Raw genomic sequence first — 26684 nt, 5'->3', positions numbered from 1 at the left:
CTGTTTTATTCAAAATATTTATTTAACTCATCTATTATCGTATCAAAAAGCATGTCCGCCCATTTGTCGTCCCATTGCTTTTCTATTTCCTCCTCCAGCGTTGCCAGCACCGGACGTCCCTCGTAACCGTCGCGCCAGATAGCCCTGCCGATAAGGAACAATGTACTGTTGTCGGTGGGTATGCCCCGCGATAAAGCCCAGTCGCGCAAAGCGTCGATCGGAGGTTGTTTGCCTGTACGGGGTTTCCGTCCCTGTTCGATGTAGCTTATATAATTATCGAACAGGGTTTCTATCACTACCGATTCGCCCATCTTGCGGATCTCTACTCTGACACTATCTTCCAATGCGCTGTTTTTTAGAGTGTTCTTTCCTGTTTTCGTGTTTGTGCCTATATTCCTGTCCGACAGTATTGTTTGCGACAGCTTTAACACATCGGCCGCGATGGCCTCCATGGCTTTTGTAATCGCTGTATCCATTATTTACGGGTTTTGATGTCGAAATCGGGCAGCTTTTGTACAAATACTTCACAATTGTTTGCCGGAAACATATCGAGATCCGGTAAAAGAGATTTGTCCTCAAACTGGTTGTCCGCACCGAACTGTTCGTCTATCAGGCAAAGATTCTGCATATTTATCTGGGTGAAGTTGACCGAAAAACGGCAGCCGCAGGCATTGTTGTCGTAATAGTCGCGCAGGGTGGTGTATGTCCAGTCGGGACGGATACTGATACCATAATCCGGATTTTTCTTTATCCGTTCAATAATATTCAGCCCGATAGAGAAAGCCAGGTTTTGCAGGTGATGCACCGACTCCTCGGTTGTTGGGAGAAACAGGATGGAGAAGTTTACGGAATTGGTGAATACATTGTCCTGATTGCGTCCCGTCAGCGGGTCTTCGAGCCAGAACAGGGGATGGGTTTCCTTACCGCTGCCGAGTTCGTAGTTGCGATTGTAATAAAAGGCCCTGATGGTCTTGTGTTGCTGCGCCTGTTGGCGAAAGATTTGTAGAATGCTGTTTATCATATCTTCTTTGTTGTTAGAGATGTTTTATGATATAGATAAAGTTTTTGAAAATTGATAATAACTCTTCACAAGAAAAATTCCCTTGAGAGTTTTAAACTTTTGTTAAATTATTCAGTCTATATTTGTAAGAGGAAGCTGTTAGCCTTTAGCCAATAGCTTTTGGCTAAAAAACAGTTGTATTACAAAAATGCTAATAGCTAACGGCTATCAGCTAAACGCTAATTACATGAAACTACTCACTCACATATCTTCCATATTTCCTCTACGGGGGCTGGGGGGCTTATTTTTGGTCTGTTGTTTATTATTTGCGGGCTGCGGCGACAAGAACGACCCTTACATTCCCGAACCCGAACCACCGGTAACCCCGCCTGCGGAAAAGGAAAATATCGTCTTTAACCTTGACGGCAATCTCATCCGTGCAGGAAAGACGACTGCGGGCGATGCGGTATTCAATATCGACGGCAATTATATCCGTGCGGGGGAAAAGGCTACGGGTGACGTTGTATTTAATATCGACGGCAAACTGATACGTGCCGGCGAGAAAAAGACGGGCGATGTGGTCTTTAATATCGATGGCGACTATATCCGTGCCGGAGAAAAAGCTGACGGGGATATTGTGTTTAATAGGGATGGGGTGTTTGTGAGAGGGGGAGAAGGGGATGAAAATAATATTATATTCAGAATGATAAAATGGTTGGATGACGATTATAAAATATATTCGGGTGATAATACAAAAGGACAGCCAGTTTTCAGAATAATAAAATGGTTGGATAACGATTATAAAATATATCCGGGTAATAATACAAAAGGACAGCTAGTTTTCAGAATAATAAAGTGGTTGGATGACGATTATAAAATATATTCAGGCGATAAAACAGGTGGACAGCCAGTTTTCAGAATAATAAAGTGGTTAGATGACGATTATAAAATATATTCAGGCGATAAAACAAGTGGACAGCCAGTTTTCAGAATAATAAAGTGGTTGGATGACGATTATAAGATATATTCAGGCGATACTTATTATTAGACTTTAGCATCACTGGGGAGTTGTAATCTCCAGTGATGCTAAAGCATTTATCAATTCCCCGACCATCTATCTACTTGTACAGCATCTTCTTGTGCACGGATAATATCCGTGACAGCGACTTTGGACTCAATTTTTATTGATTTGATTGCTTTTATTAAAGCATCATTATCAATAGATTCGGGTGCTTCTATTGCAGGCATTAGTCCACCAGAAGCAAACTCTCTTTGGAATGGCAGTTCGAAACCCAGTGATGCTTTGGCGAAAAATCCGGTGACATCGGAGGGTGTTAATTCTTTACGTTGTGAATTAATGTAACGTACCAAGCCTAGATTTTTACTTGTTGACTCTCTGTTTATAACATATTCGCCGCCTTCTACTTCTATATTTGTACCTTCGATGCGCATACCGCCTTGCGCATGGCGTTTGCCGTTAAGTAATCCACCGTCGGCAAATTTGGCGAGCTGCTTTGTCATTATACCCACCTGAACGGCTCCCGCTGCCGCAACTACCGCCGCCAGTATAGGACCGAGAATAGGACCATAAGATAAAGCCTTTGTTACTCCTTGTGCTACATTAAAGATACCTTCACCAATATTTTTAAGTAATGTCGCTTTGCGGTTTAGTTTTTCTATTTTTTCTTGTTCTGCTTGTTTTTTAAGTTTTTTCTCTGTTAGTTCTTTTTCTTTTTTTTCAGTTTCTTCTTTTATTTTTATCGATTCAGTTGCAGCACTTTTTTCTGTATTTAGTTTTTCTGTTAAACTTCGTATTGTATCTTCATTATTTGTTGCTACAGCTTCTTTCAATTGGTTTTCTAAAGCAGTTATAGTCGTAGTCCTAATTTCTGCTTCTTTTATAATTCCATCATTCTTAGCTTTAAGATGTTTTATGTCTTCATCAATCGCATCTATCTCTGCCTTATACACACTACTAATAGCCCCAAATGCCGTACCAAAATAATCTGCGGTCTGAGTCAGTGCCCCTTTTATGCTATTTGCCACCGTGCTTAGCTGTTCGGTATACTGCTTCCACTGCACCATGCCGAGATCCTGTTCTTTCTTCTCGGCGGCAGTGATGCTTTGCTGTACAGTTATCAGTTCGGCACCTGCCTGTTTTATATATTCCAGTTTTTTGGTTTCTATTTCCTTGCGTTTCTCGGCATTGTCGCCGGCGGCAGCTATTTCTTCATTAAATACATCAACTTGCGTCATCATATTTTGCATCATAGATGCCCGCAACGCCTTATCTTCATTTATCTGGTTGGCATAGTTGGTTCGGGTAGCCTGTATGTCGAGGTACTTCTTTGTGGCATCGGCAGCTTTGTCGGTAGCTTCAGCATTCTTCTTTGTAGCATCGACAGATTGATTGTTGGCTTCTGCTGCTTTTTCTGCTGCATCGGTAATTGCTTTTTGCGATTTTACGGAATGGTCTACAATCTGGCTGACAGTCTTGTCCGAAAAGGTCTTATCTTTCAACATCATATCCTGAAAGAAGGAATCGAGTTCATCAGCCACTTTCTCCGTACTTTTCTTTATTTTCTTCGAAGCTGTATCTACATGTACTTCTATCTTTTCGCCACGCTGTTTCAGGAAATTCTCAAATGTACCGGCTTTGTCTTTCTGGTATTGCTGTTCCAGCTTGGCCGATTCCTCATTATATTGGGCGTCAAGGTCTTTTAGTTTCTGAAACCGGGCTATCGCCATCGCCTGCCTGTCGGCATTGGAATATTGTATGTGGGCTGTTTTCTCGTCTTCGGAGGCAATGGTGAGGTCGGTTGCATTTTTTATTGCCTGCGTTTCCAGTTTGTACTTGGCTTCTAGCGAGGCTTTCTGCTTCTCGTAGTTATCGTCTATGGCAGTAACCATATTTTTCATCGACTCTTGTATTATCAGGGCGCGCTTGTCGTTGTTGTCCTGTATGTGCCTTGTTATTCCGGCTTCTGTTTGTTCATATAGTTTCCTTATCAGGGTTTCCTGCACGGTGGTATCATCCCCCCTTTTTTTAGCATTCGCGAGCGCAAAATTCAAAACGGAGAGATCTTCTTTTTCTTTTTCTTTTGCCGATTTTATAAAAGCGGCTTCTTCTTTTTTTATTTCATCCAGCTTTTTTTTATGTGCATCGCTTATCTTTTTTGCACCATCCAGTTCTTTATTTATGCCCGTTTGTATAGACGCCTGCACTTCCTGCAATCCTTTTGCGCTGCGGGGCAATAGTTTCGACATGCCTTCTACAATTGTACCCATCTTTTGGTAAGCGGGTATAATCTTATCCATATTCTTTACCGGCTCGGGCGAGGTGAGTATGCCTTGTAATATTTCCTGAGCCGAAATTACGTTTATGGTCTTTATTTCCACATTCTCCAGCTTGTCCTTCAATGCTACAACATCGCTACTGTCAATTTTTAATTTAAGTGTTTTGTCTGCCATAAGTGTTTTTAAGGTATAGATAAAGTTTTTTATTTTTGATAACAGATTACAATTGTTAATTTAAAAGTCTATATTTATAAATGGAAATACTATAAAACAATGAAAAATATCTTATATCTTATTATAACATTATTTATCTCCTTTAATCTAGTGTCTTGTGAAAAAGAGGAAGATATTGGAGGTTGGAGTACAGATGATAATTACATTAAAGTATATAATAAGAATTTAACAGGTTATTCTTCCGAGTTGGCATATACAATAATTTTCCCCAAATAGTTACCTCCTTATCTGCCTTTCAAACTTATACTGCTCATCTTCAGCCCGCATCTTATCTATCCGGTAAAGGAGGAATCCGAAAACTTCGACAACTGCCTTTCCAGTGATCTGGTCAAATAAGTATATTTTATCCTCCGCCAGATCGGCAATTGTTTTATACCACCCCCATTTATTACAAAAGTCTTTGTATCCTTTAGAAACCGGTTTGCCTGATCCACCACCGTTGAATAATGGTGCAAAATCTCCTCTGATTTTTTCTTTTTGTACAAAAAAAAAGCGAGCAACGGTAGGGCTTTGTCGCAAGGCAGGTTGCGGAACGTCTCTTGTCGTATGGCGGCAGTATCGGGATTGTAGCTTTCACCCGCCGGACGGCATACGATAGCCAGCGTTTCCGAAATTTTGGTTTGGCTGTCACCGTTGAGCGTTTCCTCTACGTCTATCCATTCGCTCAGTGTGAGCTTGTCCGATACGGGGATAAAGAAATCCTGCCCATCGATATTGACCCTTGTTGCAGGTTCGAAATCGGTGTCGAACACAAAGCTGACAGCTTCGTATATGGCATCGAACAGTTGGGTAGGGGAGTCAAGCAACCATTGGCTGTCCAGCCTGCAAATGCCGGCTATGAAGTGCACGTATTCCATCTTGCCATCGGGGCGGTGCTTAAACCATTTTTCATAATCGGCAAGGCTAAGGTCGGCCCATGATTCGGGTAAGGAGATTTTCTGGTTGTTGATTTCGATTTTTAACATGTTGATTCTTGTTGAATGATGAATTTTTATGATATAGATAAATTACTTTTATTTTGATAAAAGTTTAATCAATTCCTTTAATGCACTTATAGTTAAAAACATTTAAAATTGTGGAAAAGAGAGGATAGGGTACAAAAAATATTTTATTGTTTTTTTAAGCAGGCTCGTATTATTTTTGATATATTTGAAAGAATATGGTTAACTATTGAAAACTAAAAAATGTATAAAATGCAAAAGAAGTTATTAATCACTACTTTACTTGTTATTGCTCTAGTATCCTGCGGCTCAGTGAAAGATGCAATGTATTCTGAAAAGAATGTCCGAAAAGTGGAATTGGGCATGACCAAAGAAGAAGTTATATCTATAATGGGCAAATCGTACACATCGGCAGGTGCAATCCGGTCACCGGAGGGTAGTGTGGAAATTATCAGGTGGGATTCTGCCTATGATTTTGAAAAGTATGAATTTCACTTTGTGGATAAGATATTGAAAGAATGGCACAGGGTAAGAACAGATTATCAAGACCTCTGGCCGAGGGTGGCTCCATAAACGGATATATTTTATCATAAAAAGCCCGGACAGGTAATTTGTCCGGGCGACTCCCCGCCACGGGTTTCATCACTTTATCGACATTATCTATTTTAACATAGAAACAATCCATTAAACAAAATTCACTTTCGTTACGTTAATACTATGTGTTTTTCATGGTATTAGATTTTAAGGTTAATAATGAAGATTGGTTGTTGTGAAACAACCTTTTCTTTTTTTATGTGGTGCCTGGCACGTGTATCGGCTATTTTGTGCAAATTAACGGGAAAATGATAAGATAGTTCCCTGAAACATAATTTTCTCTTCGATAGTTGCCATTTTTGATGAAAACATATACATTTATCAGATTATTATAGAAAATGACCATCCGAAAATGGACGGAGAATGGAAAATAATGTATCGAGTCTTTATAAATCATTTTTTCTGATAGTTGTTTGTTAAAAAAAATCTATATTTTTCACAATAACGATTTAACCTAAATTATTGGTTTTGTTAAAATTGATATAATTTTATCTATGAAAAAATCTATATGTAGCTTTTTTGCATATGTTAATATGAAAAATACAGTGTAATTTTATATATTCCTCGCACAAAACTTTATCTATACTTCTTTTTATTCATTAATTAAAGTAAAAACGAAACAATTATGAGAATTAAAACTTTGTTCCTTGTGTTCCTTATCTTTTGCTATGGCGGAACAGGCTATGCAGCCACTGATGAAAATGTTGATGTTGCCTTACATAATGCAGGCGGACCCGGTCAGGGCGAACCTATAATGCCTTTGGCCAGAATGATAACTGTATCTCCGGTAACAGTGACTGTGACGGATAATGTGAATATGGATATATCATTCAGAACTAATTTGGGTGTTGTGAATGTGATAATAAAAGATGAAGCAGGCATGGTACACTATATGAAAAATGTAAACGCTTCAAAATCAGTAAATCTGTCTGTCGATATCAGTATACTTCCGTCAGGAACATATACTGTCTCATTGGAAAATGCTGGCGGGACATTGAAAAAATATGGTACTTTTGAGGTTAATTAATTATTCATTTTATATAATAAATCTTAGAGGGGTTCGGGATTACCAGCCCGGACCTTTTCGATTCTAGGTCTTAGTTTAATGAAAAATATAGTATTTGGTAAAAGTTATATACTTTGTCTACTTCTAATTTTCTTTTTCTATTCCTGCAAAAAAGATAATCATTCGGCGGAATTATTAATAAAAGCACAAAATAAAGTAGAGGATAATCCATCTGAAGCTCTTCTCCTACTTGATTCTATCCATAATCCGGAGCAAATGAGTGAGGATAACTATATGCAATATATAGTAACGAGAGTACAGGCGAAATCTAATGTTCACAGGCCTGATATAAAGAATGACACACTAATCTTCGACGCATATAAATATTTTGATAATCAGAAAAATATTCATCAATCGGCTTTAGCCCATTACCATACGGGTATTTTATATAATCTGAATGAATTTGCGGATAAAGAGCTGGAACATTTTAAACTGGCAGTATATTATGCCCAAAAAGCGCATGACAGTATTTTGGCAGGCAAAAGCTTCCATTGGATCGGTAACTTGTATCACCGGAAAAATATGGTGGATAGTGCCATTGTTAATTATCGGCAGGCTTTAAAATTTTATGCAACATCTTCAAAGGTGGAGATATACAGGTTGCACACACTGTTTTATATGAGTTTTTCTTATGAAGTGGCAGGGAAGTTAGATAGCGCAATGGTTTATGCTGATAAAGGCATGCAATTAGCGAAAGAGTTTGACAATAAGCCTTATTTGACTTCTTTTACTCATTTGCAAGGTATAATCTATCGTGATTTAGGAAACCTACAAAGGTCAGAATCCTATTTGCAAAAAGCATTGGACAAAACCGCAGACCAGAATGAGTTGCGGCGCATCTGCCTTAGTATGCTCTTGCTATATAATGATATGGATAAGCTGGATTCTGCAAGGCAGTATACAGACCTGTTGATTAAGTACATTCCTGAGATGACATATATTTACACCATACAGGAAAGCTATGCCGCTATCTCGGATTATTATAAAAAAAGCGGTAATTATAAAGCGGCGCTTTACTACAACAGCTTATATGATGCCACTACCCGTAAAATAAAAGAGGCCGACAGTTCTAATAAACTGGCCGAAGCCGACAGGAGATATAAAGCTATTATAGAACAGAAAGAACTGGCAGGCATGCGTCTGCGTAATAATCTCTACACGCTGGGCACTATATCGCTGATACTGATTATACTGGTATTAACCTGTTCCTGTAAGAAAGCATCGCAACTCAAACGTCAGAGAATTACCGAGCGAAACAAGCTGCTGGAGGAGCAATCGCAGGTTCAGGAAAAACTGCTCGAACAACAGCACAAAAACCTTACATATATGCAGGATATATATCGCAGCATAGTAGACGAATGGGTGGATATCGATAAAAAAGTGAAAACGCTCGCGAAAGAATTCGGTGTAAAGGAAGAACCTGAACTCTATATGAAGATAAAACAAATGATAGAGGGCTTCAAGGAAAATACTAATCATCAGCTTGTAGGGCAGGCAAAAGAATTTTTCCTGAAACAACCTTACGGCGAAAATGCCATTTCGGTACTCAAAGACAAGGACTTTTTGTTGTTCATGCTCTACTATTGCGGATACAAGCGCAACGATGTGGCGATCTTGTTAGGAGTGAATCCGCACAAGGATAACATGGCTTTCCGTAAATTGAACCTGAGGAATAAGCTGCTCAAAGCCGGGATGCAACAGGAGGTTATTGAAAAAATATTATTTTCGGAAGAAAATGCAAATTAAAATATCTAACTTTATCGATTGGCAATAAATGCCAGCTTAGAACACGCAATAATTTAAAAATTAATCTATTATGAGAACAAAAATTTACTTTTTAGTGTTTATTATGTTGTCTTTTGGGGGAATTGTTTATGCTTCCGATGCCCCGATTGATTTAAAGAATGACGGTAATGGCGAAGGCGGTCCAGGAGTGAACCCGCGCAGAATCGCCCTTCCACCGATAACTGCAACGCTTACAGATAATAACAGCGTTGAAGTTACATTTACGGCCAACGCAGGTCTTGTGGATATAGTTGTGAAAGATATAAACGGTACGGTATATTACGAAAGTAGTATCAATACATCACAATCGAAAATATTGTCGGTTGATGTAAATACACTTCCGGCTGATACATATATCATTACAATTAAGAACAGAACCGGGACTCTGAATAAGTACGGGAGTTTTGAAATTGACTGATACTTATTCTAAAATAAAATAGTTAATTAAAATGGTTCGGGAGATATCTCCCGAACCTGTTTGTGGAGTTTTATTCAATGAAAAAAATAGTATTTTGGGGAAGTTGTATATCTTGCCTATTACTAATTCTCTTCTTTAATTCTTGTAAAACGAATAATCGTTCTGTTGATTTATTGGTTCAGGCTCAGAGTAAAATAGAAAGTAATCCGGCAGCCGCTCTTCTGTTACTCGATTCTATTCGTAGCCCTGAAGAAATGGATAGAGGCAATTATATGCAATATATTGTGGCGGATATTCAGGCCAGATATAAAACATATCAGGATATAAGAAAGGATACATTGATATTTGAAGCCCAAAAATATTTCGACAAAGAGGACAATCCCTATCAGGCAGCTTTAGCAAACTACTATACAGCAAGCGTATATCACGAAAATAAGATAACTGAAAAAGAACTGGAGTATTTTATGCTGGCAGAACATTATGCCCGGATAGCAAACGACAGTTTACTACTTTCCAAAAGCCAGCATTCCATAGGCAATTTTTACTATGAGAAAAACGTATATGACAGTGCTATCGTTAATTTCAGAAAAACATTGAATTATTACCCGAAAAATAGGAGTACCGAAAGTAGCCGGTTAAATGTAATAAAGACTATCGGTCTTTCGTTTTATAGTACCGGAAAAATGGATAGTGCATATTATTATTTTGAGAAAGGTCTACAGATGTCGGATCAGTTTCATAACCATGATTTTCATGTTATATTTATACATATGCTGGGAATAACACTTCGCGAGCAGCGGGAGTATGTAAAAGCTGGGGAATATTTACGCACTGCATTTTCGGAGACTTCAAATCCCGAAGAAGCACAGCGTATCCATATAGGTTTAATGAAGTTATACAATACAGCCAATCGACTCGACTCGGCAAAACATTATGCCAGCCTGTTTAAAGAAGACGTATGGAAAAATGCTTATGTCTATTCCCGACGGGATATGTATAATTCTCTTGCTGAGTTTTATCAAAAGAGTGGTGATTACAAGAATGCGTTGCATTACAGTAATTTACATAAGGAGGCTCTTCAGGAAATCAATGAAGCCAATAACTTTGATAGAATAGCCGAGGCTGATCGTAGACACAAAGCCACCCTCCACCAAAAAGAGGTAGACCGCCTGAATATGCGCAATTACCTGTATTTGCTGATAGGCGTATCGGTGATATTAATCATTCTGGTTGTAACCTATTTCAATAACAGGACTATGCGGCTCAAACGCCAGAGGATAGACGAACGAAATAAGTTGCTGGAAGACCAGTCGCAGGTTCAGCAGAAACTTCTTGAACATCAGGATGAAAGCCTGACATATATGCAGGGAATATACCGTAATATTGTAACCGAATGGGTGGAAATAGATAAGCAGGTGAAATCACTGGCCAAAGAGTTCGGAGCCAAAGAAGAACCCGAACTTTATGTGAAAATAAAGAAGATGGTGGAAAGTTTCCGGCAGAATACCAATGAGCAGCTTGTGGGACAGGCTAAAGAACATTTTCAGAAACTGCCATACGGAGAGAGTGTGCTTTCATCGCTGAAAGATAAGGAATTATTGCTTTTTATGCTCTACTATTGCGGATACAAACGCAATGATGTTGCAATCCTGCTGGGTGTACGTCCGCACAAAGAGAATATGAATTTCCGCAAACTGGATTTACGGAATAAATTACTCAAGGCAGGGATGCCGAAAGATGATATCGGGCAAATATTATTTGCAGAAGACAACGAAGACTGATATTATCCGGTTTTCCTCTGTATTCAAACCATTTTCTTTTTTAATATTTCTATAGTTTTGGTTAGGTGTGTGCATTGCCTGATTCATTATTTAATACCACAGTCGAATCTTTCCCTTATCTCGTCTGTTGTCGATTTGGTATGCATATGTGATCGTGTTTTGAACGGACGAAGTTAAATAAAACTCATTCATTCTGTTATCAAAATCAAAATAATTTATCTATACTCTAAAAACACCAATGGAAAAAACAGAAAATATGAAACAACATTCGACAGAAGCTAATTATGCTGTAATTAAATTGTCCCGATCGGTAAAATCATACCCGACATTCACCCGCAATACAAAAGGCTGGGTAAGTTACGACCGTGATAATCTGTTGCCGCAGCGAATCATTGAACTGAACAACGAATCGGCAATCAACAAAGCCGTGATAGACAATAAAGTGACTTATATTTGCGGAACAGGAGTGAAGGACGGGGAATATTACGGACAACCCAACCCTGCCGGCGACTGGGATGCATTAATAGAAAAAATAGCTAAAGATTATGTGACTTTTGGCGGATATTGTTTTCAGGTGATACTGAACCAAAACGGCAAGACCATAAGCCTTTATCATACCGATTTCAGTAAAGTGAGGGTAGGGGAGGTCAACGAATTCGGTACTTATCTCAGCTTCTTCCTCTCTAACGACTGGCGTAAGACATACGGGAAATTCGCTCCGGTAGAAATAAAAGCTTATGGAGCTGAAGAAATGCAGAAAGGCGTTCCGTATCTTTTCTATTATAAGGATTATGAGCCGAGCCTTGATTATTATCCTGTTCCTCAGTATTATTCCGCATTGAACTATATAGAAGCGGACGGATTGCTGGGTAAATTTTACTGCAACTCTATCAACAATGGTTTTGTACCTTCTACCATTATTACCATGCCGAGTAATCCGGCAGAGGAGCAGAAAGAACAATTCCAGAAAGATATCGAAAGCAGCTATGCAGGTACTAACGGGGCAAACAGCATCGTTGTGCTCTGGGGAGAAAGCCAGGAAGTAAAGCCCGTGGTGACATCATATACCGCAAGCAACAACGCCGATCTGTACAACAATGTGGATGAGATTATTTTCCAGAAAATCATATCCGCCCACCGCCTCACTTCGCCGACACTGGCAGGCCTGTCAGGTTCGGGCAACCTGAGCGGAAATGCCAATGAGATAATCAATTCATATGTGCTTTACAACCATACGGTTATCCACCAGCTTCGCCGCAAAATATTGGATACGCTAAGTATTTTTACCATCAATAACGGATATAAACGCTTGGTGGTGGAAGATTTGGATATAGTGAAAGAGCTTGCTACGGATAGCAGCAATTAGTTTTGTATTTCATGTGTGGGTACGGACTTTAAAGTTCGTACCCTTTTCTTTTTATTCAATCCCCACCCACCATTCTTTAAATGTCTGCGTGCTGTCTTTCAGATTCACCGTTTCGCCTATCATTGGGGTCAGCAGGCGTATATTTTCTTCTTTGCTTGCAGCAGTTACCCTTTTCAGCGGATCGTCCCATGAATGGTTTGCAAGGGCATATTTAGACGAATGTACCGGGAACAGTGTTTCTGTATGTAAATCTTTGGTTGCCTGCACCACTTCTTCAGGCGTCATATGTATATATTTCCATCCTGTGCCATATTGTCCGTTTTCGAGTATCGCCAGATCTATCTTGCCGAAGCGTTCACCTATTTTGGCAAAATGTGTGTCATATCCGCTGTCGCCGCCCATATAGATATTCATTGTAGGCGTTTGCAGGAGGAATGAAGCCCATAACGACTGGTTCGGTGAAAGCCCCCGACCCGAAAAATGCCGCGCAGGAAGGCAATAGGTCGTAAATCCGTCACCGATAACGGCATCCTCGTTCCAGTCCAGTTCTACAACCTTATTCATATCAAAGCCCCATCTTTCGAAGTGCTCTGCTACGCCCAGTCCGCAAATTACTTTACCTGTGCGGCCTTTAAGCGCCATTACACTTTTGTAATCGAGATGATCCCAGTGATCGTGCGAAATAAATAAGTAATCTATATCAGGTATATCTTCAGCCTTATATCCGTCAGCTCCATCGAAAGCCCTGTTGGCAAAAGAAACGGGCGATGCAGCCTTACTGAATACCGGATCGGCCAGTATGCGCTTGCCGTCTATCTGTATAAAATAAGATGAATGCCCGAACCAGACGAGTATATCATTATTCCGGTCAAGATGCAGCAAGTCGGTTTTCACTGAAGGAATTTTACTGGCAGGAGTCACACGTTCGTGTTTGACAAAAAGAAACTCGTACATAATACCTATATATCCCTTATCTCCTGTTAGTTGCGGTGTGTGGCTCAGATTCCGGAATTTTCCGTCCCTGTAGTTCGGTGAGTTCTTGACCCGTTCCTTACGTTTCCCGCTTGGTGTGCTGCCGAAACTTGGCTGATTGATGAATATTGCAACTGTGACAGCTAGTAATGCTACGACTGAAAGTGTTATGATCATTGCCCTTTTGATTCTCTTTTTAGTTTTCGGCTTCATGAAGTTTCTATTTTTATGTTAAAAGCAAAATTTGTGCCATAATTTATATGGAACTTTAAAGAGAACACTGATCCAGGAATGATAGATTCCCGGATAAATATCGGATGGTGTCAAACTTGGGTTTTTATTTTTCCTTATATTCCTTTCCCTGTCCGAAGGAAATAAGTATGTGTTCGAAGCCCATTGCCTGCAAGATAGGGCGCAGCAGATTCACTGCGCTGTCGCGGCTTTTTCTGTCCATATCCAGTTTTTCAGCTTGTTCGCGTAACTGCTTCTCGGCCTGACGGTAGGCTTCGTCCGCTATCTGTGTCGACTCCCACAGTCCAAACTGCATATCGTAGATACGCGAAGCCGAGTGATCTATGGTTACATGACAGACTTCCGGGGCGGGCAAAGTCAGGCGTATGGAATCGCCGGAGGTGTATATGTCTCCGGGTTTGAGCTGTGTGAGGTCTATGCAGCAGATTACTTCACCCGATACGATGAGCGCTGTCTTGGCATTGGGCAGCCACTGGCGTACTTTCTTGTATTCCACCATATCCTGAATGTTGTATTTCAAGACTTCCAGATTGCCGAGGCTTTCTATTTTCTCTACAATCATATTGTGCGAAACTTCCACTTTGTCACCTCCTTTGTCTTTACCGCCAAAGAGGTACATGATAATGCCACCGATAAGGATACCGATAGCAAGCATATTGATATAACTGCGTTGTTTTATTATATTTCTGCCGGACATATATTGCGTTTCTCTGCTATTTGAAGTAAATGTACGAAAAGCATTTGTTTTTAGAACAAACAGACAGGGTAATAGTTTTTCTCAATTTTTTGAATGATATAAAAAACAGACTTTACATAGACATAAAAAGCCGGAAATCTTCCGGCTTCAAACGATAAAGTATGGAGACTTTCAAAAAAATTCCTCAGTTATTGTTGTATAGTAGTCGATACATTGCTTTATGTCGGGAACGGAATTATCCCAGTTGTTTTCATATTCTATGGATATGTATCCTTTAAAGTTTTGCGATTTCAGTATTTTCAGCATTCCTGCCACATCGAGTATGCCTTTTCCCCAGATAACGTCGTGTTGTTCGGTTTCACCCTCTTTCTTTTCGGCTATATCCTTGAAATGCAGCGATACGATGCGTCCGTCCAGTTTCCTGAGGCAATCTATCTGGTTTAAGCCTTCGCGACGCCAGTGACCTACGTCGCAGCATGCGCCTATCATCGGACTGCGGTTGGATATCTGTGCCAGCAGCAGGTCGGGGTTCCAATAGGCCGATGGCTGAGGATGGTTGTGTACGGCTATTTTGATGCCGTATTTGTTTACAAGGCTTTCTATCAGGTCCCAGTCCTTTACGGCCGGTTCGCAGGATATGAATGCCATGCCCATGTCTTTGGCCAGGATAAATTCTTTTTCCCAGTTGTCGGGGTTATCCGTGGTATATACCCCTGTAGAAATTATTCTGATGCCTTTACTCTCGGCAAATTCTTTTATCTCTTTGCGTTCTTCGGCAGTGAGGTCTATACCGAATACTTTGTCACCCCATTTATCGCCCAGCCTGTGTCCGGGGAATACTTCGATGTATTTCACTCCCAGTTCACGGGTTTTGTCGAGTGCTTCGGCAAAAGTGAAGCGATGAAAGGTATAGGACTGTAATGACAGGTACCATCCGTTTTGTTCGGCTTTGGTTAAAGCTTCAGCCTCGGTACGGTTAGATTCTTCCGATTGTTGCTTGTTTTTTGTATTGCAAGATGCATAACTGCATAGTATGCCTGCAATCAATAGGTATTTACAGATTTTTTTCATATGTCAGATTTATTAGGCCATATCTTAATTGGCAGTGGTAAAGATAATTAAAAGTTCGGTTCAGGATATATATAAAAGATGAATTTTGCAGTGGCTGGCATATCTTTAGCTTTATTCATAGTGAAATGTGTCCTTTTAGGATTAACCAAATTTAACGCCTGTGTCGCAACTTTATAGTGTTAATCTGCGTTGTATTTATGTAGTTTTGTAAAGTTTGTGTTAAGGTTAAAGAGGTCTGCGATGTGATATCGTGGCCTTTTTTTTGATCTTTCATTAGCCGGAAACGAAAAAGGCAACTTTCCGGCCAGGAGTGGTCGGAAGAAATATCTTCCGACTATTTTTTTATATAATCATTTGATATTAAGCTGATTATGTTTGTTTTTATCACATAGTTTTATTATCTTTAAGTATTGATAATCATATATTTATGGCAATATTTAAAGATCATAGGATTGGAATAAATCAACTATTGGGAGTTATTCCAGAGGCACTTTTAAGTCATTTATCCGAAAATACAAAAGTTGACTATTATTCAAAAGTTCTGCATGGCAAGAAATTGTTTTACCTTTTGATGTATGGCATTTTAGAGAATGACAGATTAAGTCAGCGAACCTTAGAGGATACCTTTAATGATCCAGTCTTCAAGATGCTTTTTAACTTAGACAAATCAGAGAGTGTTCGCCGAAGTTCCATATCAGAACGGCTTTCTAAGATTGATGCGGACTTCTTCAAACAAATATATGAATGTATTTATGAACAATTCTCAGCAGCCTATTCATCGACAGAAAAAGAGGAATATAATCTGATACGAGTTGATTCTTCAATGGTAAGTGAAGCTTGTAGCAAACTCTTAGAAGAAGGTATTGACCATAAAAACGGAAAGAAGTCAGTTAAGTATAGCATTGCTTTTGATGGCATTTTACCTTGTGATGTTAAGATATTTACAGACTCCAAATACTCTGGCGAAGAAACAGCTTTACCTGAGGTTATAAGAAGTCATGTGAAACAAGAAACCGGACATCACAATATTTACATTTTGGACAGAGGATTGCAGTCAGCTAGAACCATGAAAGATTTTTCCGGAGAATCTATCCCTTTTATAATAAGAGCAAAAGAGAATCGAAAACATGTTGAACTAAAATCCTTGAAAAGCGATGATATTGATCTAGACTTGGGTAGTTTGATGCTTTTGAAAGATAGTGAAGTTTATTTATATACCGGTAAGCCTATTAATAATAAACGAGGTAATATCCATTACAAAGAAGAGCTGGTAGAAGTACCTTTTCGCTTAATTGTAGCACAAAGCAAAGATGATCCTGATAAAGAATTTTGGTTTATCACCAATGTGCTTAACTTATCAGCCAAAGATATTACGGACGCTTACAGGCGAAGGTGGGATATCGAAGTATTCTTCCGATTTATAAAGCAGGAACTAAATGTGAGTACTCTTGTGTCACTCAATAAAAATGGAATAAAAGTTATCCTATATATGACTTTGATTGTGGCTATACTTATCTTGATATATAAACAGGCTAATAAACTTGGATATAAAACTGCTAAAAGAAGATTTTCCATGGAATTGAGAAACCTGATTATATCTATGATTGTTGTGCAGTGTGGTGGTGATCCTTCTATTTTCTTCAAAACGTAGAAAACAAAAAGTGATCGGAATTTCTTCCGACCACTCCTGACTTTCCGGCTGCCCTTAGTTTAATTTGAAGGATGATATACTAATTGTTGAGTCTGTCTGTAGCCCAGGCTAGAATGTTGCTGAAAAGAGTCTTTTTTGTTTCATAGCCGCTTGTAGCCAGATTAGCCCATGCACCTCCGTCTGTCAGCAAAATGAGGGCGCCATTGCTACTGCTATCCTCTACCAGCAGGATTCGTGCGGTTCCGTCCGAAACTTTAGCTATCGGAGTAAACCGGTTTCGAACAGATGTATCGGTAACCGACGAAGCCAGATCTATCTTCCAGTTATAATCGCCGTCCCTGGCGAAGGATAAGCCGGATGTATTCCCGAAAGGTCCATTGATAATATTACTGTTCGGCGACGTCAGTGTGGTCGAGTTTATTATAATCCCCGCTTCGGCGTTCGTTGTGGTTGAATAGGTAGCCAGCACAGAGGAGGCGCTGACCCCTAACAAACCTGCTACTATCGACACTGCGCCTGCTACCGGGTCGGTCGTATTATCTACAGCATAAATAAGAATTTTTCCACTTTTGATATATGCCAGTGCTGTTGCTGCCTCTGTTGAACTCATGGTCATACTGTAATTGATGATGGTCACATCCGTAGCTTTGTTGGTCATATTAGTTATCACATTGGCGTTCGCACCTGTAGTGGAATTTATCTTTTCCACCTTATCGTATATTCCGTTTGGTCCGTAATTATTGATATTTCCGGCTATATTGGTCATAGAGGTGGGATAGCCGGCATATGCGACGTTACTTATATACATAGACAAAGCAGGGTTTATTGCTTTTATCGTAAATGGACATGTAATCGCTGACAAACCGCTGTTCGTTGTTAGTGTGAAATTGTTCAGACCCTGTACCAGCGGTTTATCCGTCAAGTTGGTGGGAGATATTGTAAATGTCTGGCCTCCGCTTGTAAGCAAACCTGATTTGGTAAAAGAATACCCGTTGACCGTGTCTGTTTTTATCTCATATGATCCCCCTGCCGAGGGGGCTGTGGTTATACCTTGTATTGTAAGATAGTTTGTTGCAGGGTTTAGAGATGCTCCTGCCACATATGTTCCGTTCACGGTCAATGTATTGCAGTCCACAAGATAGTCTGATGGCTTACTAAGTACCCTGTTGGGCAAAGACACTTCCTCATTATTGATTTTTACACTTATAGTATCTGGCACTTCACTAAGGTCACTGGTTGCTAAAACCGGTGTGCCACCTCCGGGAACATTGACCGTTTGCACCCCTGTAGCTGGGAATTCACCGGATAGAAGATAGTCATACCCATTGCCTGTGGTTCCGGTAATAATATATTTTCCCGGGACCGAAATATCGAGGACAATGCTTAAAAAGTTTAACGGAGTGAGGTCGACTCCTTTTACATAAGAGCCTCTGACAGTAGTGGAGGCTACTGTAAACTCGGCCGTTATTACATTGGATATGCAGTCTATGCTGGCAACGAGTACCCACTTAGTCCCATCCCAGATGTTAAGGCCTGGAAACAGGTCTGGTGTTTGCAGCAAATTATATACAATCATGCCAGCCGATTGTCTTTTTTCTTCTTCGGTGGCAGAGGCAATCAGTGGGGCCATACTCTGACGGCTAACGAGGGATACACGTGGTAATAATAGTCCTTTGGTAGAATTCACTAAATTACTGCCACTGGTCTCGCTTTCCTTGAGGTCGAGTAAGGCTCCTGTTTTTGGAGGAATATTGGAACCGATCGTTACTTGTGCCCTAAGCGCCGGGAACTCTGACATCATTAAAATCACTATCAGAATGGATGTCAATGACTTTATTCTTAATTTCATGAGTCAATAATTTGAACAAAAAGATTTATGCATTCTGTGTTGTCTCATATATTTCAACAAATATCTGTTCAATTAGTTTGATGGACCTTTATCTTTATTTTGTTAATATTTCAATCGTTTTTTTTGAGCGTAAAAACGGGTACTGTGATTTTAGAAGAAATAGTTTGTTTTACCGGAATAATTGTTTTTTTTGTTGAAATAAGTTATTGATGTATATGGTATTAAATGTTGTTGATAATAAAAAGGCAGTTTGTTTAAACTGCCTTTTTATTGAAGAGATTATTATTGAATACCGGGGCTTGGCCTAGTGTTTAGAAAAATAAAATCCGCTGTCGAATCCTGTATTCTTTTCGCATTTATTTTCCGGTTGCCACAAAGGATAGTTAGTCCGGCAATTGTTCAGAAAATCCACAAGTTGCTGTTTTAACACATCCGCATCATTCTTTATCCACTGGCGTAATTGTGCAAGGTCTTTGATATCCACACCTTTGCTGTTTTCGCTCTCGCGTATTGTAATACCCTTGTTTACGATAGTCGCCCAATGGAACGGCAGAGCCTGATATACAGAACAGAAAGATAAGACCGGTGCAATTTTCAGTATCAAGTCACTGTTTTCAGGAGTTAAGGTATTGGTTGATACTTGTCCGCGTAATTCGTCCATTAGCGGTTCGCCCAATATGCCGGCGATGTGAAGTTCCTGCGCAATACAGATATAAGGTATAAACTCGGTGATATCGGTATTGGCTGTAATAGGTGAATGCATTTTAAATAGTTTTTCACTTATCAACGGTAATTGTATTAGTTCTTTCATAGCTTTTTACTATATAGATAAACTTTTTTTTATTTGATAAACCTGATTCAAAATTCTGACAGGTAAAATATACAAAAGAGAAAAGGTTGTTTCGCAACAACCCGTTTTCTCAACTAACCTTACCTTAATACTATGGGAAAACATAAGTATTAAAATAATAAATATTTTTATCGGCTGATTATCATCATATATGGCTGTTTTTCTTTTTATGCCTGTATGAATTTTAGTTTCGGGTAACCCGTGAAGCTTCTATTAAGAGTAACATGTCAGGTCTTATTTTGCATGCCCACTCATGCACATGCTGTATTATAATTTTTCCAAATATAATAACATTACGATAATGAAGTAGATTTATGAATAGATAATAACATAATTTAAGGAAAACAGTTCGCCTCCGGAAAAGACAGAGTGCTGCTACTATATAATATTGTTGCCAAAGTCAAAATTAACTTAAAATATTTAATTTGAATATTCTGGTAACCAGCGAATTAATTAACTGTATCAATGAGTTGTTTTAACACAATATATTCATCTTTTCCCGTAATTATCCCTATATTTGTGATGCATACAACGTTCTTACATAATAAAACTTACTTGGTTAAAAAAAAGCTGCCATCTTAGTCGATAAAAAATACTGCTCGGCGATGGGCAGCCTTTTGCGATTAATTACTCTTTGAATGCATTGCTGGCTTAGCATGCTTATCATTAATTAAACACTTATGTAGTCGCTTTAGCCAAATTTTAAACTTCACATTCCGAAATTTTAAAACGGGGAAGACTTGCAATAATATAGATGTATTGCAAGTCTTTTTTGTTTTTTGAAGCCTTTATTTTTATTCTTATTAAAAAGGGTGTCTTTATAGCCCAATGAGTCTCTGTTTGATAATGATTAATTACTATATTTGTAATACAGGTAACGGATTTCTTTAGTAGACAATATTAACAAATAAATACCTCGGATTATGAAAACAGACCTTTACACCAAGATTGTACTGACAGTGATAGCAATAGCTTTAGTCGCTAATTTCTTTAAAAATAACGATGTAATATCATCGGCTTACGCTTCCCAAAACAATCAAATACAGGCTTTACCGGTACAAAAAGAAGTAATAGATGTAAATATTGTGAGTGTTAGTAAACCGATAGATGTGAATTTGATGCAGTATGGAGGGACGTCTATAAATGGTTATAATGAATATAGTATTGAAAAGTATTTTGGATATAGAGGCAATTATCTAAATGGTATTCCTATATTAATATCAAAGTGAGTGATAGTTATATAAAACATTGATAAAAAGCCTGAGTTATTTCTCAGGCTTTTTTGTTATCATTTTCAAATAACTTTATCTATACTCTAAAAAGCATTATGAAAAAAACGAAAGAATTAGTAATTAAAGTAAATGGTACAGAAAATGTAGAAAAACTGGCTGATAATTTGGATAAGGTAGAGATAAAAATGATGGAGAGGTGAAATTAGCAATCGCCTTGTGATTTTTAAACCTTTATCTAAAATATTCGTCTACATTTGTAGATAATATTAACAAATAAATACTTCGCATTATGAAAACAGACCTTTACACTAAGATTGTACTGACAGTGATAGCAATATTTTTAGGAGTGCTTATCATCAAAGACGTAGACTTCGTCACCAAGGCTCAGGCCAGCGACCTAGACCTCTCTGCACTGAAAATAGAACAGACTGCCAGTGCTGATGAAAATGAAATGACGTTTTTTATTTATGAGAATAGTAAGATAGCAAAGCCGTTCTCCATTGATAACTATGAATATTGTGGGATAAGTATTAAAGATATACCAACTCATATTATTACAAATAAAAAGCCTGAAATAAGATATCGTAATAATATGTCAGTGGTGAAAGTGAAGTAATATATAATTTGAGTATAAAAAAGCCTGATTTTTATTATCATTTTTCAATTACTTTATCTATACTCTAAAAAGCATTATGAAAAAAACGAAAGAATTAGTAATTAAAGTAAACGGTACAGAAAATGTAGAGAAACTGGCTGATAATTTGGATAAGGTAGAGATAAAAATGAAAGAACTTCCTATATCGGCAAATATTATCGCAGAAGTCTTGAGGACAGGATTTGTCGAAATATCAGATGATGCTATTTTGCATGTCGCCAAAATAGGAGCTACTGTCTCAGAGCTTAGCGCCCATACCGAGCAGGCTATCGGCAAGAACAGAGAAGCAGCGCAGGAACTGGTTAAAAGTATCAGGAAATCAGACGAAAGTATTCTGTCTTCTATAAAGGCTACAGTGAAGAAACTGCCCGTTGTTATGGAAAGTTATCTGACAATGGTAACGAACTCTTCCGAGATGTAAACTACACTATTGGCGGACCGGACAAACAAGAATAAAGAACTTATTGAAAAGTCTTTGACCGATATAGAAGTGAAGTATATAGAGAAAGGTAAGAGGATTAAAGACGCCAATCTGAAAACATATGAAAGTTTTATTGGAGATTTGAAAGGCTATAAATCGGAAATTGAATCCGCTATTTTGTAGACAGGTATTCAATACGATGCTATGAGTACGCACTACGATAAGGATAGCGAAGAATTTAAGAAAGCTCAGGAAGAAAAGAAAGCAGCTCTAGATAGCCTGCAAAAAAAGGTAGTGGAAATAAACGCAAAAATTGAAGAATCTAATATTTCGTTTCTTGATAAATGGAATAAACAGAGCGATAATGCGATTCAAAAAGCGAGCGAAAGCACAAAAATAATAAAGAATACAGTCGATGAACTAACCAAAAGTACAGCATGGGATGATAGTTCTCAATTTAAGGCACTGTATGATAATATCAGTAGTATAACCAAACCTTTAGACGACATAAATGCAAAACAAAAAGCCCTATATGAACAAGAAAAGACATATATAACCGAAAGCACTACCAGAAAGAAAGCCGAACTAGATAAGCAAATAAAAGAACTGGAACAGGAAGCCAAAGACAAGAAAAAAGAACTGGAAGTAGACAGGCTGACGGCTGAAAAAGGAGTCAACGACAGCAATGTCGGCAGATATTCAGGAAAGATATCGGAATTAGAAAAAGATTACGGATTAGAGAAGGATACCGAAAGCGGTGGGTATAAAGAAGTTGCGGGCTGGGATGAAATGTCTCCTGAGCAACAAAAAGAAATCGAAGATGCCAAAGATAGATTAGAACAACTAAACGAATTGAAGAAACAGGAAGAAGAAGCATCGGCAGATAAGGCGAAAAAGATAAAAGAAGCCAACGATATCATCTTTCAGAGCGAACAGAAAGTATTAGATGAAAAACAGCGTATAGAAGCTGAAAAAGCAGCATTAGACAGAAAAGCGACAGAAGAAAAAGCAAAAGCGGAAGAAAAAAAAGCAAAAAAAGAGGAACAGATAGCTAAACTCAAGAGGATAAAGGATAAAGCGGAACATGTGGTAAAAATAGCACAGGCAATCAGTGACGTAGCCGGAGGGGTAACGAAAACATTAGGGGCATATCCCTGGCCTCTGAACGTTGCATTAGCAGCATTGGTTGGATTGCAGGGAGGAATACAAGTGAAAATAATGACTGAGCAACTAAAATACATGCAGGACGGAGGACTGCTTAATGGCAAACGCCACTCACAAGGCGGCATGCGTATCGAAGGCACAAATATAGAAGTAGAGGGCGGTGAATATGTTATAAACAGAGAATCAACGAGTAAAAATATAGGCTTGGTTCGTTATATAAATTCCCAACGTAAAGAATTAACACCCTCCGATGTTACCGGATTTTTCGCCAGAGCATCACAGGGTTTCGAGCTGCCATTTCAACGGGAATTTGCAGTGGGAGGGATGATGCCTGCACCGTTTTTAGCCCCTAATTTTTCTTCGGACAACGATGCGTTGGTACATGCCATTAAGAACATTCGCATAGAGTCGGGTTCTTCCGGAGACAACGAAGCCCTGATAAATGCCATCAAAGGCATTCGTATAGAGCCTAAAGTGGCCGTAACGGATATAATCCGTGCGCAGGAAGATGCTGTACAGGTGGATAAATGGTCCGGAAACTAATTAAACATTCATCAAAATAAAAGTAAGTTATCTATACAATGAGAAATAATTAAGAATGGCGCAGGCAACCGCTATAGTATCCAGGTCTTAAATCTCTGACTCAAAAATACCCCCGGGAGAATAGTGAACTTTCGGGGATATTTGTTAATTTGTATATAAATGTGCGCTTATTTCCCGGAGAACAAGATGTAATTGCCGTCTTCTGTTGCAGGACAACAAGTCAAAAGGAGTGTTCTGTTACAGACAAATTATTATACATTACTGACATATTTCTCATCTTTAACATTTGTATATAAATAAAATAGTTAATGTACTATTATTCATATTATATTTGTACACATTTTTATAAAATACCTGATTAACGATAATGAAGTGCCTGTTTTTTTTGTCAACACTGTTGTGTCTTGCCCTCACTGTATCCGCTTCCATTCCACGCATAAAAGGGAAAGTCGTAGAAGCCGGAAAGAGTACACCGATAGATTATGCCGATATAATCCTTATAGAAAAAGGGAAAATAGATCCCGTATCGCATACCCTGCCCCAGACAGACGGAGCTTTTACCCTGTCTGACATTAAAGACGGAGAATATTCCCTGCTGGTAAGGGCTGTGGGCTTTGATGTATATACACGCTCCGGTATTGTACTCAATGTGTCTGCTCCGGTACTCAATCTGGGTACAATAGAAATGCAACCGCTCGAACATGGCCTGGCCGAAGTGGAGATAGTGGCGCAGAAAAGACAGGTAATCTATAAACTTGATAAAAAAGTAATAGATGCATCCAATAATCTGCTCGCAAGCGGAGGTTCGGCAGTCGATATACTCGAAAATACACCCTCTGTCCGTGTCGATGCCGAAGGAGAAGTAACATTCAGGGGCAGCAATGGCTTTGCAGTTTATGTAGACGGTAAGCCGAGTGTCTTTAGCGGTTCGCAGGCACTGGAACAAATACCGTCGGGGCATATCGAAAATATAGAGATAATCACCACCCCGTCGGCCCGTCACGATACAGGAGGCGACGTAGGCATTATCAATATCATCACCAAAAAACATTCTCAGCAGGGACTGAACGGCATGGTAAACCTTACGGGAAGCACTATGCTGTCGCGTGGCGTAGATTTCCTGCTCACACAACAGGATAAGGCTTCGCGCTGGTATCTGGGTGGCGGATGGAACGACAGACTGCGCAAAAGTAAATTCAGGCAGGAGAAAACCACCATTGTATCCGATGTGACCACCATATCCGATTCGGACGGGCCACGCGAAAGCAACAATTTCGACTATTCGCTAAAAGCGGGCTGGATGTACACATTACCCAGAACCACGTTCAATGTGGATGTCCAGGGCGGCTATGGCGGACGTACACGCAAGGGTGATCTCGATTACAAGGAGGAACAGACTAAAGCCGGCTTGCCTCTGGGTAGCGGCGATTATATCAGCCATGATGACTATGACCTGCATGAAACATATTATCAGGGAACAGCCGGGTTTGCCCATAAGTTTAATGATAAAGGGCACGACCTCACAGGAAGTTATTACCTGAAATACGGTGGCGATGCCATGGAATATTTTCAGAGCGACCTGTTCAACTACCAGGGTGAACGCCAGCAGGGACACAGGGCATGGGAAGATGAGCACCGCTGGACTATGCGCGGAAATCTCGATTACATATTCCCATACCGTGAAACAGGACGTATAGAAGGCGGTTATCAGTATTTCTCCTATCTCGAAGACGGTGATTACAGCATGCAGTTCTGGAATCCGGAGAAGAGGGAATTTTATTGGCGCGATGATATTTATAATACGTTCTATTTCAAGTACGGCATACATTCCATCTATGCGATAGTGGCCGACAGTTACGGGAGTTTCGATTTTCAGCTGGGACTTCGCGGCGAGCATACCCACCGTGTGCTTCGCAGTTCGAAGGAATGGGCAAACCGTACATATGACAAATTTGAATTTTTCCCGTCTGCACACCTCGGTTACAACCTGCCGGGAGGGGATAAGATACTGGCATCTTATTCACGGCGTATTACGCGTCCCGAACTGTTTTTTATGGAGCCGTACATTACATATCGAGACTATTATTCTGCCGAAATAGGCAATCCCGATATCCGCAACGAATACATCAATTCTTACGAACTGAACTATAAGAAGAATATAGGCGAACATTCACTTTCTGCATCTGTATTCCACCGCAGCCGCAAGGATAAGATAGAGCGTCTGCGTGTCCCGTATCAGGCAGGGGTGACGCTGGATTCGATGGCAAATGTAGGGCATGATTATTCAACAGGCCTTGAGGTCAGCGCACAGATACAGGCTACACGCAGATGGAATGTCAATCTCAACGGAAGTTATTACCATTACAAAATAGAGAATGAATATAAGACCGAAAGCGGTGACGAAACCAGCAACAATTATGAGATAACCCTCAACAATTCATACGATGCCGGAAAAAACACCCGGGTACAACTCGATGGTAACTTTGTGGGGCCATCTGTGACCACCCAAGGGAAAACCAATTCATTCTGGTATGTGAATCTGGCAGTACGTCAGCAGCTACTCAACAGGAAACTGAATGCCACCCTGTCTTTCCGCGATGTATTCAATTCGGCACGCTATGTAAGCAATATAAGTACGGCAAACCTGAAATCGGTGACGCATATAAGACCCAATTATCCGCTGATTACATTAAGCCTTAGTTATACATTCAATAACTTCAAGGCGAAGAGTGCCCAGGGTAAGGAAAATCACGACTTATTTGAAGGTACGAATCACTAATGTATTATTTGTTAAATATATAATGCCGGCACGGAAATTCCACACCGGCATTATATATAGACATTT

The 26684-nt window shown here is 39.5% G+C and carries 23 protein-coding genes; 14 read left to right on the top strand and 9 right to left on the bottom strand.

Features of this window, described 5'->3' with window-relative positions; genetic code table 11:
- Positions 1–5: 5 nt before the first annotated feature.
- Positions 6–476: a hypothetical protein gene (locus ACYQ3L_RS17910; protein WP_380001925.1), complete on the bottom strand. Its 471-nt coding sequence runs from the start codon at positions 474–476 to the stop codon at positions 6–8.
- On the bottom strand, positions 476–1021 hold the full coding sequence (locus tag ACYQ3L_RS17905; protein ID WP_291112085.1) for a hypothetical protein: 546 nt from the start codon (positions 1019–1021) through the stop codon (positions 476–478). The genes ACYQ3L_RS17910 and ACYQ3L_RS17905 overlap by 1 nt, the downstream gene beginning before the upstream one ends.
- Positions 1022–1247: 226 nt before the next feature.
- Between ACYQ3L_RS17905 and ACYQ3L_RS17900 the strand changes: the two genes are divergently transcribed.
- Entirely contained in the window at positions 1248–2048 is an 801-nt protein-coding gene (locus ACYQ3L_RS17900; protein WP_380001927.1) for a hypothetical protein, read from the top strand.
- 50 nt (positions 2049–2098) lie between these two features.
- Here the strand turns inward: ACYQ3L_RS17900 and ACYQ3L_RS17895 are convergent, their stop codons facing one another.
- Positions 2099–4471, bottom strand: a complete 2373-nt coding sequence (locus ACYQ3L_RS17895) for a hypothetical protein (protein ID WP_380001929.1) — start codon at positions 4469–4471, stop codon at positions 2099–2101.
- Between the two features lie 332 nt (positions 4472–4803).
- Positions 4804–5496: a hypothetical protein gene (locus ACYQ3L_RS17890; RefSeq protein WP_380001931.1), complete on the bottom strand. Its 693-nt coding sequence runs from the start codon at positions 5494–5496 to the stop codon at positions 4804–4806.
- A 228-nt stretch (positions 5497–5724) separates the two neighbouring features.
- On the opposite strand from ACYQ3L_RS17890, the gene ACYQ3L_RS17885 reads away from it, so the two are divergent.
- The 6 genes from ACYQ3L_RS17885 (at position 5725) to ACYQ3L_RS17860 (ending at position 12482) form a co-directional block, all read left to right on the top strand.
- Entirely contained in the window at positions 5725–6045 is a 321-nt protein-coding gene (locus ACYQ3L_RS17885) for a hypothetical protein (RefSeq protein ID WP_380001933.1), read from the top strand.
- A 646-nt stretch (positions 6046–6691) separates the two neighbouring features.
- On the top strand, positions 6692–7093 hold the full coding sequence (locus tag ACYQ3L_RS17880; RefSeq protein ID WP_380001935.1) for a DUF3244 domain-containing protein: 402 nt from the start codon (positions 6692–6694) through the stop codon (positions 7091–7093).
- A 78-nt stretch (positions 7094–7171) separates the two neighbouring features.
- Positions 7172–8878 carry a tetratricopeptide repeat protein gene (locus ACYQ3L_RS17875; protein ID WP_380001937.1) on the top strand — a complete coding sequence of 569 codons (1707 nt, stop codon included), beginning with the start codon at positions 7172–7174 and terminating at the stop codon, positions 8876–8878.
- A gap of 70 nt (positions 8879–8948) precedes the next feature.
- On the top strand, positions 8949–9335 hold the full coding sequence (locus tag ACYQ3L_RS17870; protein ID WP_380001939.1) for a DUF3244 domain-containing protein: 387 nt from the start codon (positions 8949–8951) through the stop codon (positions 9333–9335).
- A 77-nt stretch (positions 9336–9412) separates the two neighbouring features.
- A complete protein-coding gene (locus ACYQ3L_RS17865) occupies positions 9413–11116 on the top strand; it encodes a tetratricopeptide repeat protein (RefSeq protein ID WP_380001941.1) in 1704 nt (567 codons plus the stop codon).
- A gap of 238 nt (positions 11117–11354) precedes the next feature.
- The gene (locus tag ACYQ3L_RS17860; protein ID WP_380001943.1) at positions 11355–12482 is read left to right on the top strand and encodes a hypothetical protein; all 1128 of its coding nucleotides are present in this window, start codon (positions 11355–11357) and stop codon (positions 12480–12482) included.
- 51 nt (positions 12483–12533) lie between these two features.
- Here the strand turns inward: ACYQ3L_RS17860 and ACYQ3L_RS17855 are convergent, their stop codons facing one another.
- The 3 genes from ACYQ3L_RS17855 to ACYQ3L_RS17845 all read right to left on the bottom strand — a co-directional run bounded on the left by ACYQ3L_RS17855 (position 12534) and on the right by ACYQ3L_RS17845 (position 15474).
- Positions 12534–13667 (bottom strand): MBL fold metallo-hydrolase, encoded by a 1134-nt coding sequence (locus tag ACYQ3L_RS17855; RefSeq protein ID WP_380001945.1) that lies wholly within the window; start codon positions 13665–13667, stop codon positions 12534–12536.
- A gap of 124 nt (positions 13668–13791) precedes the next feature.
- Positions 13792–14403, bottom strand: a complete 612-nt coding sequence (locus ACYQ3L_RS17850) for a DUF4230 domain-containing protein (RefSeq protein ID WP_380001947.1) — start codon at positions 14401–14403, stop codon at positions 13792–13794.
- Positions 14404–14574: 171 nt separating this feature from the next.
- Positions 14575–15474 carry a sugar phosphate isomerase/epimerase family protein gene (locus tag ACYQ3L_RS17845; protein ID WP_380001949.1) on the bottom strand — a complete coding sequence of 300 codons (900 nt, stop codon included), beginning with the start codon at positions 15472–15474 and terminating at the stop codon, positions 14575–14577.
- Between the two features lie 427 nt (positions 15475–15901).
- Here ACYQ3L_RS17845 and ACYQ3L_RS17840 point away from each other — a divergent pair, with 427 nt between their 5' ends.
- A complete protein-coding gene (locus tag ACYQ3L_RS17840; protein ID WP_459952373.1) occupies positions 15902–17125 on the top strand; it encodes an IS4 family transposase in 1224 nt (407 codons plus the stop codon).
- A gap of 79 nt (positions 17126–17204) precedes the next feature.
- Here ACYQ3L_RS17840 and ACYQ3L_RS17835 read toward each other — a convergent pair whose 3' ends face one another.
- Both ACYQ3L_RS17835 and ACYQ3L_RS17830 read right to left on the bottom strand, forming a co-directional pair.
- Positions 17205–18974 carry a hypothetical protein gene (locus ACYQ3L_RS17835; protein ID WP_380001044.1) on the bottom strand — a complete coding sequence of 590 codons (1770 nt, stop codon included), beginning with the start codon at positions 18972–18974 and terminating at the stop codon, positions 17205–17207.
- Between the two features lie 304 nt (positions 18975–19278).
- Positions 19279–19785 (bottom strand): DUF6712 family protein, encoded by a 507-nt coding sequence (locus ACYQ3L_RS17830; RefSeq protein WP_380001042.1) that lies wholly within the window; start codon positions 19783–19785, stop codon positions 19279–19281.
- Positions 19786–20747: 962 nt separating this feature from the next.
- On the opposite strand from ACYQ3L_RS17830, the gene ACYQ3L_RS17825 reads away from it, so the two are divergent.
- The 6 genes from ACYQ3L_RS17825 to ACYQ3L_RS17800 all read left to right on the top strand — a co-directional run bounded on the left by ACYQ3L_RS17825 (position 20748) and on the right by ACYQ3L_RS17800 (position 26618).
- Positions 20748–21053 carry a hypothetical protein gene (locus tag ACYQ3L_RS17825; protein ID WP_291109159.1) on the top strand — a complete coding sequence of 102 codons (306 nt, stop codon included), beginning with the start codon at positions 20748–20750 and terminating at the stop codon, positions 21051–21053.
- Positions 21054–21345: 292 nt separating this feature from the next.
- Positions 21346–21672, top strand: coding sequence for a hypothetical protein (locus ACYQ3L_RS17820; RefSeq protein ID WP_291109160.1), 327 nt, complete (start codon positions 21346–21348; stop codon positions 21670–21672).
- A 76-nt stretch (positions 21673–21748) separates the two neighbouring features.
- A complete protein-coding gene (locus ACYQ3L_RS17815; RefSeq protein WP_380001039.1) occupies positions 21749–22132 on the top strand; it encodes a hypothetical protein in 384 nt (127 codons plus the stop codon).
- Positions 22133–22141: 9 nt separating this feature from the next.
- On the top strand, positions 22142–22315 hold the full coding sequence (locus ACYQ3L_RS17810; protein WP_380001037.1) for a hypothetical protein: 174 nt from the start codon (positions 22142–22144) through the stop codon (positions 22313–22315).
- A 21-nt stretch (positions 22316–22336) separates the two neighbouring features.
- Positions 22337–23839 (top strand): hypothetical protein, encoded by a 1503-nt coding sequence (locus tag ACYQ3L_RS17805; protein ID WP_380001035.1) that lies wholly within the window; start codon positions 22337–22339, stop codon positions 23837–23839.
- A gap of 367 nt (positions 23840–24206) precedes the next feature.
- A complete protein-coding gene (locus ACYQ3L_RS17800; RefSeq protein WP_380001033.1) occupies positions 24207–26618 on the top strand; it encodes a TonB-dependent receptor domain-containing protein in 2412 nt (803 codons plus the stop codon).
- The last annotated feature ends 66 nt before the right edge of the window (positions 26619–26684 follow it).

It is taken from the genome of Dysgonomonas termitidis, from assembly GCF_054657735.1.
Note: the sequence above shows the minus strand (reverse complement) of the source record. Positions and strands in the feature narration are given on the sequence as shown.

Excerpts from the sequence above, each read along its gene's own strand:
- ACYQ3L_RS17910 (WP_380001925.1), bottom strand. The coding sequence starts at position 476 with ATGGATACAGCGATTACAAAAGCCATGGAGGCCATCGCGGCCGATGTG.
- ACYQ3L_RS17905 (WP_291112085.1), bottom strand. The coding sequence starts at position 1,021 with ATGATAAACAGCATTCTACAAATCTTTCGCCAACAGGCGCAGCAACAC.
- ACYQ3L_RS17900 (WP_380001927.1), top strand. The coding sequence starts at position 1,248 with ATGAAACTACTCACTCACATATCTTCCATATTTCCTCTACGGGGGCTG.
- ACYQ3L_RS17895 (WP_380001929.1), bottom strand. The coding sequence starts at position 4,471 with ATGGCAGACAAAACACTTAAATTAAAAATTGACAGTAGCGATGTTGTA.
- ACYQ3L_RS17890 (WP_380001931.1), bottom strand. The coding sequence starts at position 5,496 with ATGTTAAAAATCGAAATCAACAACCAGAAAATCTCCTTACCCGAATCA.
- ACYQ3L_RS17885 (WP_380001933.1), top strand. The coding sequence starts at position 5,725 with ATGCAAAAGAAGTTATTAATCACTACTTTACTTGTTATTGCTCTAGTA.
- ACYQ3L_RS17880 (WP_380001935.1), top strand. The coding sequence starts at position 6,692 with ATGAGAATTAAAACTTTGTTCCTTGTGTTCCTTATCTTTTGCTATGGC.
- ACYQ3L_RS17875 (WP_380001937.1), top strand. The coding sequence starts at position 7,172 with ATGAAAAATATAGTATTTGGTAAAAGTTATATACTTTGTCTACTTCTA.
- ACYQ3L_RS17870 (WP_380001939.1), top strand. The coding sequence starts at position 8,949 with ATGAGAACAAAAATTTACTTTTTAGTGTTTATTATGTTGTCTTTTGGG.
- ACYQ3L_RS17865 (WP_380001941.1), top strand. The coding sequence starts at position 9,413 with ATGAAAAAAATAGTATTTTGGGGAAGTTGTATATCTTGCCTATTACTA.
- ACYQ3L_RS17860 (WP_380001943.1), top strand. The coding sequence starts at position 11,355 with ATGGAAAAAACAGAAAATATGAAACAACATTCGACAGAAGCTAATTAT.
- ACYQ3L_RS17855 (WP_380001945.1), bottom strand. The coding sequence starts at position 13,667 with ATGAAGCCGAAAACTAAAAAGAGAATCAAAAGGGCAATGATCATAACA.
- ACYQ3L_RS17850 (WP_380001947.1), bottom strand. The coding sequence starts at position 14,403 with ATGTCCGGCAGAAATATAATAAAACAACGCAGTTATATCAATATGCTT.
- ACYQ3L_RS17845 (WP_380001949.1), bottom strand. The coding sequence starts at position 15,474 with ATGAAAAAAATCTGTAAATACCTATTGATTGCAGGCATACTATGCAGT.
- ACYQ3L_RS17840 (WP_459952373.1), top strand. The coding sequence starts at position 15,902 with ATGGCAATATTTAAAGATCATAGGATTGGAATAAATCAACTATTGGGA.
- ACYQ3L_RS17835 (WP_380001044.1), bottom strand. The coding sequence starts at position 18,974 with ATGAAATTAAGAATAAAGTCATTGACATCCATTCTGATAGTGATTTTA.
- ACYQ3L_RS17830 (WP_380001042.1), bottom strand. The coding sequence starts at position 19,785 with ATGAAAGAACTAATACAATTACCGTTGATAAGTGAAAAACTATTTAAA.
- ACYQ3L_RS17825 (WP_291109159.1), top strand. The coding sequence starts at position 20,748 with ATGAAAACAGACCTTTACACCAAGATTGTACTGACAGTGATAGCAATA.
- ACYQ3L_RS17820 (WP_291109160.1), top strand. The coding sequence starts at position 21,346 with ATGAAAACAGACCTTTACACTAAGATTGTACTGACAGTGATAGCAATA.
- ACYQ3L_RS17815 (WP_380001039.1), top strand. The coding sequence starts at position 21,749 with ATGAAAAAAACGAAAGAATTAGTAATTAAAGTAAACGGTACAGAAAAT.
- ACYQ3L_RS17805 (WP_380001035.1), top strand. The coding sequence starts at position 22,337 with ATGAGTACGCACTACGATAAGGATAGCGAAGAATTTAAGAAAGCTCAG.
- ACYQ3L_RS17800 (WP_380001033.1), top strand. The coding sequence starts at position 24,207 with ATGAAGTGCCTGTTTTTTTTGTCAACACTGTTGTGTCTTGCCCTCACT.